The organism is Marinobacter sp. PE14, assembly GCF_053566155.1.
In genome coordinates, this window is the sequence record NZ_JBQXNY010000004.1 from 447,400 (window position 1) to 462,888 (window position 15,489).

At 53.2% G+C, this 15,489-nt stretch carries 20 protein-coding genes; 16 read left to right on the forward strand and 4 right to left on the reverse strand.

Annotation, left to right across the window (positions count from 1 at the left end; genetic code table 11):
* Window positions 1–90 precede the first annotated feature (90 nt).
* Window positions 91–501 carry an ACT domain-containing protein gene (locus ACWJ62_RS15585; RefSeq protein WP_449287007.1) on the forward strand — a complete coding sequence of 137 codons (411 nt, stop codon included), beginning with the start codon at window positions 91–93 and terminating at the stop codon, window positions 499–501.
* 11 nt (window positions 502–512) lie between these two features.
* Here ACWJ62_RS15585 and ACWJ62_RS15590 read toward each other — a convergent pair whose 3' ends face one another.
* Entirely contained in the window at window positions 513–647 is a 135-nt protein-coding gene (locus ACWJ62_RS15590; RefSeq protein WP_449287008.1) for a hypothetical protein, read from the reverse strand.
* 268 nt (window positions 648–915) lie between these two features.
* A complete protein-coding gene (locus tag ACWJ62_RS15595) occupies window positions 916–1,509 on the reverse strand; it encodes a Spy/CpxP family protein refolding chaperone (RefSeq protein ID WP_449287009.1) in 594 nt (197 codons plus the stop codon).
* 294 nt (window positions 1,510–1,803) lie between these two features.
* Here ACWJ62_RS15595 and ACWJ62_RS15600 point away from each other — a divergent pair, with 294 nt between their 5' ends.
* The 6 genes from ACWJ62_RS15600 (at window position 1,804) to ACWJ62_RS15625 (ending at window position 7,512) form a co-directional block, all read left to right on the forward strand.
* Window positions 1,804–3,003, forward strand: coding sequence for an MFS transporter (locus ACWJ62_RS15600; protein ID WP_449287101.1), 1,200 nt, complete (start codon window positions 1,804–1,806; stop codon window positions 3,001–3,003).
* Window positions 3,004–3,064: 61 nt separating this feature from the next.
* Window positions 3,065–4,114, forward strand: a complete 1,050-nt coding sequence (rsgA, locus tag ACWJ62_RS15605; protein ID WP_449287010.1) for a ribosome small subunit-dependent GTPase A — start codon at window positions 3,065–3,067, stop codon at window positions 4,112–4,114.
* A 52-nt stretch (window positions 4,115–4,166) separates the two neighbouring features.
* Window positions 4,167–4,751, forward strand: coding sequence for a protein tyrosine phosphatase-like domain-containing protein (locus tag ACWJ62_RS15610; RefSeq protein ID WP_449287011.1), 585 nt, complete (start codon window positions 4,167–4,169; stop codon window positions 4,749–4,751).
* Between the two features lie 111 nt (window positions 4,752–4,862).
* On the forward strand, window positions 4,863–5,864 hold the full coding sequence (locus ACWJ62_RS15615) for an AraC family transcriptional regulator ligand-binding domain-containing protein (RefSeq protein ID WP_449287012.1): 1,002 nt from the start codon (window positions 4,863–4,865) through the stop codon (window positions 5,862–5,864).
* Window positions 5,865–5,975: 111 nt separating this feature from the next.
* Window positions 5,976–6,818: an NAD(P)H-binding protein gene (locus ACWJ62_RS15620; protein WP_449287013.1), complete on the forward strand. Its 843-nt coding sequence runs from the start codon at window positions 5,976–5,978 to the stop codon at window positions 6,816–6,818.
* A gap of 124 nt (window positions 6,819–6,942) precedes the next feature.
* Window positions 6,943–7,512, forward strand: coding sequence for a pyridoxamine 5'-phosphate oxidase family protein (locus ACWJ62_RS15625; RefSeq protein ID WP_449287014.1), 570 nt, complete (start codon window positions 6,943–6,945; stop codon window positions 7,510–7,512).
* A gap of 7 nt (window positions 7,513–7,519) precedes the next feature.
* Here the strand turns inward: ACWJ62_RS15625 and ACWJ62_RS15630 are convergent, their stop codons facing one another.
* Window positions 7,520–7,984: a MarR family winged helix-turn-helix transcriptional regulator gene (locus ACWJ62_RS15630; RefSeq protein ID WP_449287015.1), complete on the reverse strand. Its 465-nt coding sequence runs from the start codon at window positions 7,982–7,984 to the stop codon at window positions 7,520–7,522.
* A 184-nt stretch (window positions 7,985–8,168) separates the two neighbouring features.
* Between ACWJ62_RS15630 and ACWJ62_RS15635 the strand changes: the two genes are divergently transcribed.
* Both ACWJ62_RS15635 and ACWJ62_RS15640 read left to right on the forward strand, forming a co-directional pair.
* Window positions 8,169–9,149 (forward strand): LysR family transcriptional regulator, encoded by a 981-nt coding sequence (locus ACWJ62_RS15635; RefSeq protein WP_449287016.1) that lies wholly within the window; start codon window positions 8,169–8,171, stop codon window positions 9,147–9,149.
* A 76-nt stretch (window positions 9,150–9,225) separates the two neighbouring features.
* Window positions 9,226–9,396: a hypothetical protein gene (locus ACWJ62_RS15640; protein ID WP_162851844.1), complete on the forward strand. Its 171-nt coding sequence runs from the start codon at window positions 9,226–9,228 to the stop codon at window positions 9,394–9,396.
* A gap of 67 nt (window positions 9,397–9,463) precedes the next feature.
* Here the strand turns inward: ACWJ62_RS15640 and ACWJ62_RS15645 are convergent, their stop codons facing one another.
* A complete protein-coding gene (locus tag ACWJ62_RS15645; RefSeq protein WP_148606956.1) occupies window positions 9,464–10,333 on the reverse strand; it encodes an AraC family transcriptional regulator in 870 nt (289 codons plus the stop codon).
* Window positions 10,334–10,442: 109 nt separating this feature from the next.
* On the opposite strand from ACWJ62_RS15645, the gene ACWJ62_RS15650 reads away from it, so the two are divergent.
* The 7 genes from ACWJ62_RS15650 to ACWJ62_RS15680 all read left to right on the forward strand — a co-directional run bounded on the left by ACWJ62_RS15650 (window position 10,443) and on the right by ACWJ62_RS15680 (window position 15,386).
* Window positions 10,443–10,913, forward strand: a complete 471-nt coding sequence (locus ACWJ62_RS15650) for a YHS domain-containing (seleno)protein (RefSeq protein WP_449287017.1) — start codon at window positions 10,443–10,445, stop codon at window positions 10,911–10,913.
* Between the two features lie 83 nt (window positions 10,914–10,996).
* Window positions 10,997–11,281 (forward strand): BufA1 family periplasmic bufferin-type metallophore, encoded by a 285-nt coding sequence (locus ACWJ62_RS15655; RefSeq protein WP_148606958.1) that lies wholly within the window; start codon window positions 10,997–10,999, stop codon window positions 11,279–11,281.
* Window positions 11,282–11,286: 5 nt separating this feature from the next.
* Window positions 11,287–12,198, forward strand: coding sequence for an MNIO family bufferin maturase (gene bufB, locus ACWJ62_RS15660; protein ID WP_449287018.1), 912 nt, complete (start codon window positions 11,287–11,289; stop codon window positions 12,196–12,198).
* A complete protein-coding gene (locus ACWJ62_RS15665) occupies window positions 12,185–12,934 on the forward strand; it encodes an HvfC/BufC family peptide modification chaperone (RefSeq protein WP_449287019.1) in 750 nt (249 codons plus the stop codon). Before bufB ends, ACWJ62_RS15665 begins: the two co-directional genes overlap by 14 nt.
* Before the next feature lie 12 nt (window positions 12,935–12,946).
* On the forward strand, window positions 12,947–13,402 hold the full coding sequence (locus ACWJ62_RS15670; protein ID WP_449287020.1) for a DoxX family protein: 456 nt from the start codon (window positions 12,947–12,949) through the stop codon (window positions 13,400–13,402).
* Window positions 13,403–13,510: 108 nt separating this feature from the next.
* Window positions 13,511–13,849, forward strand: a complete 339-nt coding sequence (locus ACWJ62_RS15675) for a thioredoxin family protein (protein ID WP_148606962.1) — start codon at window positions 13,511–13,513, stop codon at window positions 13,847–13,849.
* Between the two features lie 136 nt (window positions 13,850–13,985).
* The gene (locus ACWJ62_RS15680) at window positions 13,986–15,386 is read left to right on the forward strand and encodes an aminotransferase-like domain-containing protein (RefSeq protein WP_449287021.1); all 1,401 of its coding nucleotides are present in this window, start codon (window positions 13,986–13,988) and stop codon (window positions 15,384–15,386) included.
* The last annotated feature ends 103 nt before the right edge of the window (window positions 15,387–15,489 follow it).

Genomic DNA, 15,489 nt, shown 5'->3' on the forward strand with positions numbered 1-15,489 from the left:
TGCTCGGAAAATGATATTTTGCTCTCGACGACGACAGAAAGTGCTAAATTTTTGTTATGACCATGACATTCGGCTGAAGGGTAGTTAAAAATGATGCGAACACAGTTCCTGCAGGATTTAATCAAGCAGCTCTCGCCAACATTGGATGAGACGACTTACGTCTACTGCACTGTGCCCAAGGCAAAGTACGGCGAATTAGAACACCTCAAGCCCATTGTCAGCATTGCCGAACTGGAAGGTCTTACCCTGGTCATTCCTCTGGATGAGGCCAAAGCCGAGGGCCTGGACTACTACAGAGTATTTCGTCGCATCACCCTGGAGGGCCACTCCAGCCTGGAAGCTCTGGGGCTAACATCTGTGGTCACGAGCCTTCTGGCCGAGCGAGGCATTACCACCAATGTGATTGCCGGGTTCTACCACGACCACATGTTTGTGCCCAGCGATCGCATTGATGAGGCTATGAGAGCGCTTAAGGAGTTAGCAAGCAATCCAGGTGGCTAACTACCTGGGTTTCAGGCGCCGTTGAGGTGCTTTTCGTTCTGCTTCTCAAGCATCTGAGTTTTGCCGGCGGCGTATCTGAGTGTTACGGCCAGAGTGAAAAATGCCGCCAAGCCACCAAAAAGAGTAATCACAGGGATAACGTTCATAGGTTTGAAAACCTCCAATGGTTTTATCGTTGGATCCTGCTTCCTTTTCGCAGAAGCTTCTCCAATCGATCAGTTACAGCGAGGACAAGTCGTCTGCCGCTGCATTGTGTTCAAGCTAATCATTAGTGTACTTGGAAGAGGCTTTCGTGGACGTATGCAGAAACCATTACTGCACGTATGCAAATACCCGTAGACGGCGCCAGAAACTGCTAAACCCGCGGCGCTGCCCCGGGCTGATCACCAAAGTGTTCTGCGTGAAAAAGTGAGATCAATTCAACATGAGCCAGCCACCGGAACGCTGAAGCTGAGTTCTCTGCTCGGAGGTCAACAGGTCGCGAATGTCCTGTTGGGCTTCAACCTGTAATTCCGTTATTTCCTTGATGACGTCGAAAACCTTTTGCTGTTGATCATTAATATCGCCCGCATCGAGCTCATCTTCGGCGTAAAGCTCCTGTAACTTGAGCGATTCCTCGTACCTTTCGACCTTCAGCTCTCGAAGCTCTGATCGCAGCTCTTTTTGGATCCCGGCAATCTCTTGAAGCTGTTCGTCGTTCAGATCAAGCTCCATCATCGGCCTTTGTGGCATACCCTCATAACCGTTCATACCATGATGCATCCCGCCTTGACCGCCCATGCCATGATGACTGGAGTGTCCGTTTGCACCATGGTGTCCTTTATAACCGTCTCCATGAGGGTAGTGGTGCTGCATTCCAGCCGCTTTGCCTCCATCGGGTTGGCTAGCCTCAGCGTCTGATGCAGACGGTTCCGAGCCTTCGTGTGCGTGCGCCGTAAAAGCGGTGGCAGAAAGACCCAGGCAGAAAGCCAAAGATAGCCAGATGCGCGAATTCGCCTGCAGTTTCATTGTTTGTCCTCGCTATGTAGTGGGGGATAGAAGGTCACATTGCCTATCCTGAGTCTAGTTCATACGTTCTTATTTCAGGAATGGCTGAGGCGCTATACGCTGTATGACTCTTCCCTTTCCACGATAGGGACACTTCCTCGGAGTTACCGCGCTGGCGCAACGATTGCAGGCCAGTGGGTATCGACACGGCCATCCGGGCGATACAAAAGCCAAACAACACACCCCAAGTGCTTGCTGTCTAAGGTAAACCAGCCCTGTTAAACCAAGGGGAAGGAGGTGTGTATCTGGTCTCTTATGCGCCCAATTGGTGCAATTCTTGGTAGCGTCGCTCTATTGCAGCTCGGTAGTGGCCTGCTCAATACGCTTCTGGCCGTCACGGCCAACGAGCAGGGTTTCTCCACTGCAGTTATCGGCATGATCATGTCCGGTTTCTTCGTCGGATTCGCCTGCGGCATCTTTATCAGCGGCCGGCTGATTCGCCGCATGGGGCACATTCGCACGTTTGCCTTCTGCGCGGCGGTTTGTGCGTCCATCGCCCTGTTGCATTCGCTTTGGGTCAATCCGTGGGCGTGGATGCTGCTGCGATTCTTCTACGGGCTGGCATTGGTCACTCTGATGACAGTGACGGAGAGCTGGCTCAATACCCGGGCTGAAAAGCACGAACGGGGGCGCGTATTTGCGCTGTACATGGTGGTCAATCTCGGGGGTATTGCCCTGGCGCAGCAGCTGCTGCATCTGAGCCCCGGTGAGTTGTTCCTTCTGTTCTCAATCTCGGCAATCCTCAGCTGCTGGGCCCTGTTGCCCATTACCATCACCAGTCGCAGCCAGCCCCATATCCCCGAACGAGCAAAAAGCAGCCTTAAAAAAATTATCGGGTTTGCGCCGCTGGCCGTTGCTACCTCAATGCTCTCCGGTCTGGCCATGGGCGCGTTCTGGGGAATGGCACCGCTTTACGTGAGCAGGCTGGGGTTTGGGTTGTCTGAAGTGGGCCTGCTGATGAGCCTGACCATTGTAGGAGGTGCGCTGCTGCAGATCCCGATTGGCCGTTTTTCGGATACTCAGGATCGGCGCAAAGTGCTGATCGTTGTGGCAGCGATGGCCGCCGTTCTGTGTTTGATTATGCCATTTGCCTGGAGCAAGGGGTCGCTGATAACCATGTTCTTTCTATGGGGCGGCCTGTCCTTTTCGCTGTACCCTTTGGGCGTGGCGCAGTTGTTGGATCAGTTGCACCCGGACGAAGTGGTGTCAGGCTCTACCGACATGCTGGTGTTGCACGGTGCTGGCGCTGCCCTGGCACCCCTGCTGGTGGGTGCGATCATGAATCTGGTGGGTATTCAGGCAATGCCGCTGTACATGGCGGTTGTTCTGGGTTTGCTCGCTGCCTATGCCATCTATCAGGTGCGCCATGTATCCCTGCTCACCACCGGGGAGCACGCGCATTTTGAGCCGATGGCGCAGTCGTCTCACGAGATTGTTGAAATGATTGAGCGATAGATGACTTGGTACCTGTGCCGCTACAATTTAAGGGAATCCTCCCACCTACAGGGTCACCAGAATGAGCGACGTGTTAGAGAGATTGGGACTCGTTCCTTTCTTTATCCAACAACTGACCGACGTCAGTCTGCTAGATAATCGCCTTGGGCGTGTGACTTCAGTCCAGCGTTCCAATTGCACGGTTTTTTCCGAGCCTGGTGAGAGGGTGGTGGAGCTTTCTGCCGCCTTACGACAGTCAACGGCCATTGATCGACCAACGGTGGGCGACTGGGTCGTGCTGGATGAGTCGCTTTCGCGGATTGAACAAGTCCTTGAGCGCAAAACTTTGTTCAAGCGCGTGGGTGCAGGGACCAATCATGAAATTCAGCCCATCGCTGCCAACATTGATATTCTTTTTATCGTTAGCTCCTGCAACGAAGAGTTTAAAGAATCCCGTCTGGAACGGTATCTCACCTTGTGTGCTGAAGCTGGGGCAATGCCCGTTGTCGTGCTTACCAAGGCCGACCTCGTTGACGATGTAGACAATTACGTCCGTCGAGCCCGCAACACGCAATCCGGAATAGCGGTTGAAACGGCGAATGCGCTTGATACCTCGACTCTAGATGGCGTTCGTTCCTGGATTGATAAGCAGTCTACTGTGGCTCTCGTTGGCTCGTCCGGCGTTGGTAAGTCGACCCTTTTGAATACACTGGCAGGGCGAACGCTCACTGCCACGAATGACATTCGCGAGGATGATAAAAAAGGGCGCCATACGACGACTCATCGCGAATTGCACATTCTGCCGTCCGGAGGGCTTCTCGTTGATGTTCCAGGAATGCGAGAGCTTCGGATTGCGGATGTTGATCAGTCAATCGGAGCCGTTTTCGACGATATTGAACGATTGGCCGAGGACTGCCGGTTCGCTGACTGCCAGCACGATACGGAACCCGGTTGTGCCGTACGTCGAGCGATAGAGGAAACCAGAATCGACAGTCGTCGCTTAGCTAACTATAAAAAACTATTGCGCGAGAATGCTCTGGCGACGGCAACCTTGGCAGAGAAACGTGCTCAAGGTCGGGCGTTCGCGAAAGTGGTGAAAGACGGCAAAGATATAAAACGAAAAAGATTATGAGTACCTACTCAGTACTGGTGGGCGACGACAGGAAGCACCTCCCGAGGCCGTCATGCGACCAAGCCAATTGAACCGCTACAACCTTGTTCAACTGTGTTTGCAGGGCTTGATCTCGCTGGTTTTGATTTTATCAGTCACCGGTACGGTTAACCTTACCGCTCTGGTGATTGCGATCGCCCTTTCGCAAGTGTTGGCTTTGATTGAGGTGTGGTCGGCCGCCAGAGGCAACACCGGCTCAACGTTTGTCGCAAGCCTCATCCAGGTCGGTGCGCGGATCGCAGTATCTGTTCTCTTATTCTTCTTTCTGCCTCTCGGGCCACAGTGGATGATTGCAGTTTTGGGCGTGGCTTGGGCCGGCGCGGATACCTTGAGATATCTGTACTACCTCCAGAAAGCGAACCGTGTGTTGGCCTGGGCCCGCTACAGCGGCTTCATCGTGCTTTATCCAATTGGTATGGCGCTGGAAAACATGATCGTCTGGCGCTTGATGCAGCACTATCTCAACGAGCCTTTGTGGTTCTTCCTGCCGTTCTTATCCATCTACCTCGTCTTTGCCGTACAGATGTATCTCTACATGCTGCGCCAGAGGCGCCGCTTTCTGTCACGTGAGGGGCGGTCGGATCCCTCATCGGCATAATCTGAGCGTTCCGGCTCTTCAGCATTGGGCTCTGATTCCCCGCATTTTTTGGCAACCTTGACTGACTCAAGAAGTTGCACAATCGGTCGAACATAGATTATCTATGTCCTCATGGCTCAAATAACGTCACTGTATGTCTATAAGGTCCTCAGTCAGGCAAGCCCAGGCGTCGAAACGCGGGACTTGATACGCGGACTCGGCCTTGCCGTGGACGGCCCAATCGATCCAGCTCAGATGGTGTCTTCATCTGAGTATTATGATTTCTTTGCTGCTTTGGTTGATCGAGATCCGAATGGCCTCTCATTACCACTGAAAATCGGTGCCTCAATGCGAAGCGACGAGTACGGCGCTTTCGGCCTGGCCTGGAAATCCGCGCCGACCTTGCGTGGCTCATTCACAAGGGCAGAGCGGTACGGGCATGTTCTGGGCAGTGCAGAAACGTATTCGCTTGAGGAAACGACACAGGGGTTCCTATTCAACCTTGAAAAAGCGGGGGATGGTTGTCCAGGCATGCTGCTATCTAATGAAGCCAGCATGTCGGCGGTATATACCATCAGCAAAGAGGCCAGCTCCTCAAACTTCGTTCCTTTGGCCATTCATTTCAAACATGCGCCAAGAGGCGATGCCAGAGTGTACGAGACCCATTTCGGTTGCCCGGTCCATTTCGAGACAGGACGAGATGCGGTGCTTGTAAGTAAAGAAAGCATTGACACCCCCAACAAGCTCGGCGATGAATCCATCGCTCTGTTTTTGGACCAACATCTTGAACAGCAACTGAATTCGCTTAAGGGCGACATCGACCTGCAACAACAAGTTCGGCGTGCTGTCGCCAACGTGCTTAGCGAAGGGGTACCGAAGCTGTCACGGATTGCGTCCGAACTGAATATGGGCGCGCGGACATTGCAAAGAAGATTGTCGGAGCAGGGGTATTCGTTTCAAAACGTTGTCGACATGGCGCAGAAGGATCTCGCACAGAGACTTCTGCGCGAGACAGATTACAGTCTTGCCGAAGTCGCCTTCCTGACCGGGTTTGCTGAGCAAAGTGGGTTCACACGTGCTTTCAAGCGCTGGGCGGGACAGACTCCACGATCCTATCGACTTCGAACTCGCTGAAGCTGAGTTCGAAGTTGTCGCCAACCGCACAAATTCTGGCACGCTGGGGCAATAACAAACAACTCTGTTCCACGAAAATTGACTTGCACTTACGAGAAAAGGAGCAAGTCAATGAAACCATCCAATCAAGCACATCAAACAATTCTTGTCGTAGGCGGTACCGGGAAAACCGGCAAACGCGTCGTTGAACAGCTCAAAAGCATTGGTCATGAGGTTCGAGTCGGGTCCCGCTCAGCGATCCCGTCTTTTGATTGGGGCAACGGAAAAAGCTGGGACCCGTGCCTCAACGGTGTTACTTCAGTCTACATTACTTACTCGCCAGACCTGGCTATGCCGGGCGCAACGGACGCTATCCAGGCGTTTGTTGGCCTGGCCAAACGACGCGGAGTGAAGCGACTCGTCCTGTTGTCCGGGCGTGGCGAAGCCGAGGCACAAGCCTGCGAAGACATTGTTCGGGAATCCGGCCTCGAATGGACAATCGTCCGCGCAAGCTGGTTCAACCAGAATTTTTCTGAAGGCGCATTCATCGACATGGTGTTGAATGGTGCTATCACTCTGCCAGCAGGCGACCAGGTCGAGCCTTTCGTGGATGTCGATGACATTGCAGACGTGGCTGTTGCTGCGCTGACTCAGGACCACCACAACGGCCATATCTATGAAGTGACGGGACCAAGATTGATGACCTTCGCGGACGTGGCCAACGATCTTTCCCGCGCGACCGGTCGCGAGATTTTATTCATCGACGTGCCTCACAAGAGCTTTATTACTGAGATGGAGAACTCCGGGGCGCCCGAGGATGTGGTCTGGATGCTGGATTATCTCTTCGCAACGGTTCTTGATGGCCGCAACGCCCATTTGACCGATGGTGTTCAGCAGGCACTTGGTCGTCCACCGAAAGACTTTGCCGCGTTCGCAGAAGAAGTAGCGAAGACAGGTATCTGGGAAAAACACTAAATTCGGCTACAGAATCTGTATTTGCATCTGTTAAAAATAATGGCGATGCGATGTAACACTTGAGCCGGCCGGGTTACTGATAACTAACAGGAACACAGAGCTAAGAGAACCTCAGGAGCCCATCATGGCGCACAAGTTTGCGGAAATCGCTTTTACCCGGACCGTTAAGCGGGTTCAGGAGGAGATGGGCAGCCGGTCGGGTTACTCATCCATTGAGACCGGCCCAGACCGAAACCATCTGCTCAGGGAACGGGAGCGCGCCTTCATTGAAGCTCGTGACAGCTTTTACATTGCCAGCGTTAGTGAGACAGGCTGGCCTTACATCCAGCATCGGGGTGGGCCAGCCGGCTTTTTGAAGGTAATAAACGAGTCGACCATCGGGTTCGCTGATTACTCAGGTAATCGTCAGTACGTCACGACGGGTAACGTGTTGAACAATGATCGCGTGGCGTTGTTCCTGATGGACTATCCGAACCGTAGAAGACTGAAACTCCTTGGACGGATGTCGCTTGTGGGTCCCGACCAGTCATCGATTCTCGACGACCTGCAGGACGATAGTTATGAAGCAAAGGTGGAGAAGGGCATGGTCATTCGGGTCGAAGCCTTTGACTGGAATTGTCCGCAACACATAACCCCTCGATACACTCAGGCCGAGGTCGAAGCCCTGCTTGAGTCTATGCGCGGCGGGGGCTGAATCGACATCAAAGGGTAGACTGAAGTTTATTGCTGTAGCGCCGGAGTTTGCCTACGGTTTCTGACCAGTCATCTGTCCCTACCATATCGGTGAACTCACCGTGAGCGTCTTTCCATCGTGCCAATGCCTGCTGGTATATGTCTTCGCCTTCTGGCGTCAGAGCCAGGCCTAGTGAACGCTTATGGCCTGTTGGCTGGGATTGCAGCAAGCCCTTGGCAATCAGTTTTTCAACCGTTCGCTGAAGTGATGTCCGCTCCATGCCGAGAAGCTCAGCTAGCTCGTTGATGGAGTTTGGGGGCGACAGTTTGATGGCATTCAGAATCGAGAACTGGGTAATCCTGAGTCCGGTGTCGGAAAGGTGATGGTTGTAGTGACGGGTTACCAGCCTGGAAAAAACACGGGAATAGAGCGCGGCGCAGGTTCTGGCAACCTCAAGAGGCGTTGTTTCCTGATCGAATGACTGCTCAGACATGATGGGCTCCTGCTCGCTGAAGTGTATATGCATGATCCTAGGTTGAAGCCCGGGCAATGTCCAGTCAGGCAAGCTAATGGATTTGATGCGAATCTTGCGTAGTTTCAGTAACAGATAGGCCTCCAGGACGTCTGTGCAGTAAGGATCCCAATCTAACGTCCTTATCAAACACGAGGGAGGCACCATGAAAAACCAGGAACTCAACCTGTTGCATGTGTTCAGCGCCATCATGACGGAAGGCTCAATCACTCGAGCGGCAGACCGTCTGGGTATGACTCAACCTGCAGTTTCGAACGTTGTTTCCCGAATGCGGACAGCCTGGAAGGATCCTTTGTTTGTGAAGCGGGGACGGCAGGTGGAGCCCACATCTTATGCGCAAAGCCTTTGGGACCAGATTCGAAACCCCTTATACGAGCTTTCCAATGCCGTGAATTCCACGCGATTCACGCCGAGCGAATCCCGCAGGACATTCAGGGTTGCCGTCACGGATTTGATACTAGAGATGGTCTGGCAACCGCTCGTTTCAGAGTTGCAGCGCAGTGCTCCGGGTATTGACCTGCATGCTGTGCCTTTCTCACCTGCCACGGCGGCAAACCATCTGCGTGAAGCGAGTGTCGACTTTGTAATTGGTTTTTTCGAGCAGCATGATCACAGCCTGAGGAGTCTGTGGCTGTTCGATACCGGTTATGTGTTGGCCATGAGAAGCGGTCACGATCTGAGTGGTCAGCCAGTTGACCTTGATTCATTCCTCAATGCTCAACACCTCCTGGCAACCATGTCTGGTGAGGCTCACGGCGTTGTCGACGATACCCTTCACAGAAGGGGTCTGGAGCGACGTGTAGCGGTCACGGTAAACCATTTCTCTGCGGTTCCCAATTTGCTCAGGAACTCCGATCTGGTTGCAACGATTCCGGAAGTCATCACCGGCGACTGCGAATTCTGCGCTGGTATTTCGATTACCAGTCTGCCAATTGAGGTGGAGCCAACCAGCCTATACCTCGCATGGCATACCCGCCACGACCGGGATCCCGGCATTATCTGGATCCGGAGCGTGATCGAACGGGTTGCAAAGGAGTGTTGGGCAAAAGCGATGGCTGCCAGAGCGCTTGATTGCGGCCCGCTGACAATGATCGATTCTCGTTTAGACAATCGGCCCATTAACTAGAACGCCTGTCCATTTGTACGCCCGCTCCAGTGGTTACTATTTCTCTCGTAGACATCAACCACTGGAGAAACCCATCATGAAAAACGTAACTGCCAAAGCACTGCTTCTTGTTTCTATCGCCCTGATCTCTGCCTCAGCCAGCGCTTCGCTGGCAGACCGAAAATCAGACATCGACGATCACGGTGAGGCTGTGAGCAGTCCCTATTCTGGCCAGAAAGTGATCCGCGGGCAGGTGGTTCTTAAATAAAAGGCCGCCATGAAAAAAAGGGGCAAGGATTTTTACCCTTGCCCCTTTTTTATGTGCTGTAGAGTATTTAAGCGACCTGGATTGTTTCTGCAACTGCAGCATTTTCTGCTTCCGCTGCTGTTGCGTTCAGCTTCTTCCATTCCCTTGGCGTCATGCCGGTATTCTTTTTGAATGCCCGAGAAAAACCCGATGCGTCCTCATATCCCACCTCGAAGCAGATAATCGACATCGGCTTGTCTCTCAGGATAAGTTTCTTGGCTGCAGATATCCGGGCATTCTGAACGTATTCCCCGGGTGCCAGTCCAAGCACGTTTTTAAAGTGTTGAATGAATGTTGATCTAGACATCATGGCAATCTCAGCCAACCTTTCTACGGAAAGATCCCCATTCAGATTTCGGTCAATCCAGCTAAGTACCTTGCTCAGTTGTTTGTCTGCCAGGGCCGACAAGACACCTTTCGATGTATCTCCTTCCGAAACAATGTGCCGAAGGACATTCACAAAGATGACTTCCACCAGCCGATTCATAACAGCGTCTCGTCCCTCTTGCGCCTCTTCCGCTTCAGTGAACAGAACGTCCACAAAGGAGCCTAGACCCTGAACCGACGAGAGTGGAAGCACTACAGAGGATGGAAGTGCCTCTACGACGGGGTTTCGGGACCCGGTCTGAAACTTGATTGAAGCGCAGATCATTTCTGCACCTTCGCGGTTACCACCGAAAAGCTGGTGTGGCTCAGAGCGCACCGAAAAGATCATGGTCGGTTCCTTTAGCGTTATCTTCTCCCTGTTAGCTGTAGTGATGTCGAGCTCTCCAGAACGGAGGACGTGGATGTAGCCGGTTCCCTCCTCTTCAAAGGAGGCCAGCCCGCAAAGCTGGCCCCGGAAGAACACGCCGGCGTTCACATTAAGTTGGTCGAGAATGTAAGAAAGCCTGTCCATAAGCACTCCAGATAATTGGCATAGAAGTTTGAACGATCGTACGCATTCAGTACCGCTCGAAGCCTTATTGTTTCAAACGTAGTCATCATTCATTCAAAGGAGATACCCAATGACTCGTTCCAAGAAACTTCGTGCCTTCGTTGCTGTTGCCTCTATGAGCGCCGCTTTCGGTGCTTTTGCCGCTGATATCGATATGAACGCCAATGCCAATGATGTCGCCATCAGCGGTTACGATCCGGTGGCTTACTTTTCTGATTCAGAAGCCACCATGGGTTCTGCGGAATACACCGCCACCTACAAGAACGCAATCTACCACTTCTCCAGCGCAGAGAATCGTGATCTGTTCCGTGCTGACCCCAGTGCCTATGCACCCCAGTACGGTGGTTACTGCGCGTTTGGCGTAACCATGGAGAAAAAGTTCGACGTTGATCCCGAAGCCTGGCGAATCGTCGATAACAAGCTTTATCTCAACCTGAACAAAGATGTTCAGAAGCGCTGGCTCACTGACGTACCTGGCTTCATCGCCAATGCCAACGACATCTGGCCCGAGATCAAAACTGTGGAAGCAGCCGAGCTCTAATCCTCTGCCAGTGATATGAGCACGTCACAGGGTCCTTGCCGTTTTCGGTCAAGGACCCTGAACAAACTTTGAAGGTGATCGATATGAACCAGAAGCTTCTTTTGAGCGCGGCATTGGCCGCCGCATTGGCCGGCGCCATGTCTGCACCCCTGGCACATGCTGGGGGCAAGGAAAAGTGTTACGGCATCTCACCGGTTGGCGGTAACGATTGCGCCAACCTTGCGGGAACGCACTCGTGCGCAGGGCAGTCGAAAGTCGCCAACGACCCGGGTGAGTACAAGATAGTCGAGAAGGGCACCTGTGAAGACCTGGGTGGCTTTGACAAGGAAACGGCCCTGAAAATCATTGCTGAGAAAAGCAAAGGTTAAGTGGCATGGGTAATCGTCAGGACATAGTTCCAGCCAAGCCGGAACTCGGGAACAGCACTGTTGGGGTAGGGTTGCGACCGGACCACTATCAAGACGTTCTCGAGCACGCCCCTTCGGTAGATTTTCTTGAGGTGCACTCGGAGAATTTCTTCGCGGAGGCAGGAATCGCTGTCGATCTGTTGAAGGAGGTATCGGCAAGCACGCCAATCAGCCTTCATGGCACCTCGGCAGGCCTCGGGTCCGTTGAGGCTATTCCTGACGATTACCTCAAGCAACTCAAACGTCTTGTGGACCGGGTGAACCCGATATTGGTGTCAGACCACCTGTGTTTTACCTGGGCAAGGATTGGTGGACGCCTCTTTCATGGTGGTGATCTTCTGCCCATTCCCTACACCGAAGACAGTCTCCGGCATGCGGTTAACAACATTGACCGAATGCAACAGGCATTGGGCCGCCAGATCGCTATTGAGAACGTCTGTGCGTACATCGAGTTTGACCACAATGACTTTGACGAGGCCGCTTTTCTCAGTGAAATCGTTGCCCGCACGGGCTGCGGCTTAATCCTTGATATCAATAACGTGATGGTGAACGCCCGTAATGCGCAAGTCGCCGAACCGGCTGATTTTGTTGACCGTTTCGTTGAGTCCCTCGACCACGCCGCCATTGCGGAAATTCATCTTGCAGGTTCTACGCCCGTGGACAGGGAAGAGCTACTGATCGATGACCATGCCTGCCCGGTATCCGAGGCCGGGTGGCACGCCTATGAGCGAGTGGTTCGAGAGATTGGCCCAAGGCCCACGTTGATTGAATGGGACAACAACCTCCCGTCGTGGCGCAAACTTCTTGGGGAAGCCACCAAAGCCAGAAAAGCACAACGCCGGGTATTGAGCAGGGAGTGCAGCCATGAATCTGTCTGATTACCAGAGTCAATTTCTGGCGTTCCTGTTTGGCGGTACCAACGAACCGGCGCTGCCCAATTCGGAGGTGTATCGATTTGGGGTGGAGGCCAAGGCGGTTCGAGCCCTTGAGCTCAGTTATCCGACGGTGAAGGCACTGGTAGGACCGGCGGCCTTTGAGGAACTGGCCCTGGATTATTTCAGAATGATCCGGAAGCAGAGCGGCGACTGGAGTGATTTCGGCTGGGGATTTCCTAGCTGGATGATCTCGCACCGGATTTCAGATCGGGTTCCCTACCTCTCCGATGTGGCGCGACTCGACAATTACGTGGGGCGGGTCGAGCGTTGCCAGTATCAAGAAGTGGACTTCGAGAGCTTTTCTGCGATTGGCGAGGATCTCTCTTCTTGTCAGCTCATTCTCAATAGCGGGCTTCAGTTTTTCAGGTCCGTTTATCCAATCGTCAGCATATGGGAAGCACACAAAAGCCATACCCCTCAAGACACGCTCAGTTTTGCTCAAGCAAAAAGAATGATCGCCAAAGGCCGAGGCCAGAACGCCCTGATTTATCGAGCGGGTTGGCGAGGGATGGCGGAAGCCATTTCTGAAAAGGAAATTGCGCTGCTCAATCGTCTCAGGAAACAGCCAAGTATTGCCGAAGCGTTCGGTGACGATGTTCTGAATGAAACGAATTTTACCGGTTGGCTGCAAGACATGATCTCAAAAAGGGTCATCGTTGGCGCCAGAACCATTCATTGAGAGGAGATTGATATGAAAACCTTAGCTTACAGTTTTTACGGATTAAATGATTCGGTTCAGCGAATCGTCCGAGGCCTGCTACCTGTTGCACTGCTTCTTGGGCGCCTCTACGTGGCATGGGTGTTCTTCAAAGCCGGCCTCACCAAGATTGATGACTGGGGGACGACGCTGTTTTTGTTTGAAGAAGAATACAGCGTGCCGCTGTTAAGCCCGGAGTTGGCTGCCTTCCTGGCCACGTTCGGGGAACTGGTGTTTCCCGTCCTGCTCGCCCTTGGCCTGCTTTCTCTGGTGTCTTCCCTGGGGCTGTTTGTGATCAACATAGTTGCGGTTATCAGCCTGGAAATGATCGCGCCGGCAGCCGAGCTGACCCACGTGGTCTGGGGCCTGATCCTGATGGCACTGGCCATGTGTGGGCCCGGTCTGTTCTCGCTGGATAAGCTGATTGGCGACAGGTTGAGAAGAGCCTGATCCAGAATTGTTCACCCCTTGGCGTATTCGGCATTCTCCCTCGCATCGATAGTGTTCGCCGGGTACGCCCTTTTCTTAATTGAAGTTATTGTCCGGAGGATATCCGCTGTGCCGATCGTAAACCTGAATACATTTGACGAACTGGGAGATCTTGCCAACAGGCACGAGTGGCTCCTGCTGGATTTTTGGGCTCCCTGGTGTGCGCCGTGCAAGGTTATGAACCCGGTTCTGGAGCAGTTCAGTCAATTGAACCCTGAAACTGCAGTGGTAAAAGTGGACGTGGACCAGAAGCATGATCTTGCTGCCAAGTTCGGCGTTAGAGCCATTCCGACCCTGGTTCTGCTGAGACGAGACCAGTTCATGGGCCAGGAGGCAGGCTCCAAGTCCCTGAAGGACCTGACTAACTGGATAGATGGTTTGAAAGAGAAGGTATCGCAGTTAGCGTGAGTTGTTGGCGGTGTTCAGAGTAAACTCAGTTTGCCGGGCTCAAGCCCGGCTTTTTTATGCGGGAATAGCGAGTGTTTTGTACTCTGTTCGCAACTGAGATGAATCGTTTGAACGTGCCTTGGAGAAGAATTAGACAATGACGGTCGAATTGCCGAGATACCAGAAACTTGAGAATACTCTGCGACAGAGTATTGAAAGTGGCCGCTGGCAAGCTGGCGAACGACTCCCTTCAATAAGGACACTTTGTCACCAGCACGGCGTTTCCAAGATTACGGTTCAGCATGCACTGCAGCGACTTGAAGCTCAGGGATTGATCGAGGCTCGGGAGCGCAGCGGCTTTTTCGTTGCGCCCGGTCATCGAGAGTTCGAGCCCCCCAGACAAGCCTCGACACTCGCCGCACCCAAACCTGTTTCGGTGAGCCAGGTGTTTCAGGACATCATGACCCGAAGCGCTGCCTTTGATTTGCTCCCTGATCACCGCCGCGAAGTAGCGCCGCCAGGCATTGTTCAACTTAACCGGTCGATCGGGCGGGCACTGAGGCGTCAATCGGCAAGCTTTCAATACTATGACGAGCCGGCTGGTGACCCGGAGCTGAGATCCCAGCTTGCCCTGCGATCAGCCCGAAGAGGATGGCCCGCTGAAGCAGATCAGTTCTGCATTACATCTGGCTGCCAACAGTCCCTGTTCCTTGCCTTGATGGCCGTTTGCCAGAGCGGTGATGTGGTTGCAGTGGAAGCACCCGGGTTCTATGGCGTGCTTCAGTTACTTGAACAACTTCAGCTCAAGGTAGTTGAGATACCGGCATCGCCAAACAGTGGTATGGATATACAGGCGCTTGAGGAGACTCTGCAGACCTGGGACGTAAAAGCTTGCGTGGTTTCACCGGCCTTTGCTACACCCACCGGCGCTGTGATGCCTCATGAAGCCCGCGTGCGGCTCCTCGCGCTAGCCGACCAACATCAGCTTGCCATTATCGAGGATGACATTTATGGCGAATCGGGTTGGTTAAACGTACCCGACACTCTGAAAGCGATTGATGAATCTGACCGGGTCATCCATTGCAGCTCTTTTTCCAAGGTGCTTTCGAGAGATCTCCGTTTGGGGTGGGTGTCAGGAGGAAGATGGCACCAGCAAATCATGCAACTCAAACTGACGTCCCAGTTGGCGAGTAGTCGGTTTTTACAACAAGGAGTGGCGGATTTTATTGCAGAGGGTGGCTACTCATCCTTCCTCCGGCGCTATCGTCAAAGTTTGCGCCAGCAGCGAGATCATTTGCTGACTCTTCTGGGAGACTGGCCGGTGCCTTTGCGTGCAACGGCGCCGCTTGGGGGCTTGGCTCTGTGGGTAGAGTTGCCTCCAGAGGTCGACACCTTGAGTCTTTACGCCGAAACGCTGAAAGAGGGCATTGTCATCACCCCTGGCAGCCTCTTCTCGGTGTCAGGAAAGTTTTCAAACTGCCTTAGAATCAGTTTTGCCCATCCCTGGAATGGCCCCAGGGTTGCCGCTTTGCACCGGTTATCTGAACTGGTGTCCTGAAGATTCCTTAACTGTCCCTATTGTTTATTAAAAAAGTGGTCCTGCCCCTATTTAAAGCGAGCGATTATCCTCCTGCCATCCGTTTCTGATCGAATGTGGCAAG

What these genes read in the sequence shown, in the direction of transcription:
- ACWJ62_RS15585 (WP_449287007.1), top strand. Translation starts at nt 91, where the DNA reads ATGATGCGAACACAGTTCCTGCAGGATTTAATCAAGCAGCTCTCGCCA.
- ACWJ62_RS15600 (WP_449287101.1), top strand. Translation starts at nt 1,804, where the DNA reads ATGCGCCCAATTGGTGCAATTCTTGGTAGCGTCGCTCTATTGCAGCTC.
- ACWJ62_RS15590 (WP_449287008.1), bottom strand. Translation starts at nt 647, where the DNA reads ATGAACGTTATCCCTGTGATTACTCTTTTTGGTGGCTTGGCGGCATTT.
- ACWJ62_RS15640 (WP_162851844.1), top strand. Translation starts at nt 9,226, where the DNA reads ATGAAAAACGTAACTGCCAAAGCACTGCTTCTTGTTTCTATCGCCCTG.
- rsgA (WP_449287010.1), top strand. Translation starts at nt 3,065, where the DNA reads ATGAGCGACGTGTTAGAGAGATTGGGACTCGTTCCTTTCTTTATCCAA.
- ACWJ62_RS15610 (WP_449287011.1), top strand. Translation starts at nt 4,167, where the DNA reads ATGCGACCAAGCCAATTGAACCGCTACAACCTTGTTCAACTGTGTTTG.
- ACWJ62_RS15595 (WP_449287009.1), bottom strand. Translation starts at nt 1,509, where the DNA reads ATGAAACTGCAGGCGAATTCGCGCATCTGGCTATCTTTGGCTTTCTGC.
- bufB (WP_449287018.1), top strand. Translation starts at nt 11,287, where the DNA reads ATGGGTAATCGTCAGGACATAGTTCCAGCCAAGCCGGAACTCGGGAAC.
- ACWJ62_RS15680 (WP_449287021.1), top strand. Translation starts at nt 13,986, where the DNA reads ATGACGGTCGAATTGCCGAGATACCAGAAACTTGAGAATACTCTGCGA.
- ACWJ62_RS15645 (WP_148606956.1), bottom strand. Translation starts at nt 10,333, where the DNA reads ATGGACAGGCTTTCTTACATTCTCGACCAACTTAATGTGAACGCCGGC.
- ACWJ62_RS15665 (WP_449287019.1), top strand. Translation starts at nt 12,185, where the DNA reads ATGAATCTGTCTGATTACCAGAGTCAATTTCTGGCGTTCCTGTTTGGC.
- ACWJ62_RS15615 (WP_449287012.1), top strand. Translation starts at nt 4,863, where the DNA reads ATGGCTCAAATAACGTCACTGTATGTCTATAAGGTCCTCAGTCAGGCA.
- ACWJ62_RS15625 (WP_449287014.1), top strand. Translation starts at nt 6,943, where the DNA reads ATGGCGCACAAGTTTGCGGAAATCGCTTTTACCCGGACCGTTAAGCGG.
- ACWJ62_RS15635 (WP_449287016.1), top strand. Translation starts at nt 8,169, where the DNA reads ATGAAAAACCAGGAACTCAACCTGTTGCATGTGTTCAGCGCCATCATG.
- ACWJ62_RS15620 (WP_449287013.1), top strand. Translation starts at nt 5,976, where the DNA reads ATGAAACCATCCAATCAAGCACATCAAACAATTCTTGTCGTAGGCGGT.
- ACWJ62_RS15630 (WP_449287015.1), bottom strand. Translation starts at nt 7,984, where the DNA reads ATGTCTGAGCAGTCATTCGATCAGGAAACAACGCCTCTTGAGGTTGCC.
- ACWJ62_RS15650 (WP_449287017.1), top strand. Translation starts at nt 10,443, where the DNA reads ATGACTCGTTCCAAGAAACTTCGTGCCTTCGTTGCTGTTGCCTCTATG.
- ACWJ62_RS15670 (WP_449287020.1), top strand. Translation starts at nt 12,947, where the DNA reads ATGAAAACCTTAGCTTACAGTTTTTACGGATTAAATGATTCGGTTCAG.
- ACWJ62_RS15655 (WP_148606958.1), top strand. Translation starts at nt 10,997, where the DNA reads ATGAACCAGAAGCTTCTTTTGAGCGCGGCATTGGCCGCCGCATTGGCC.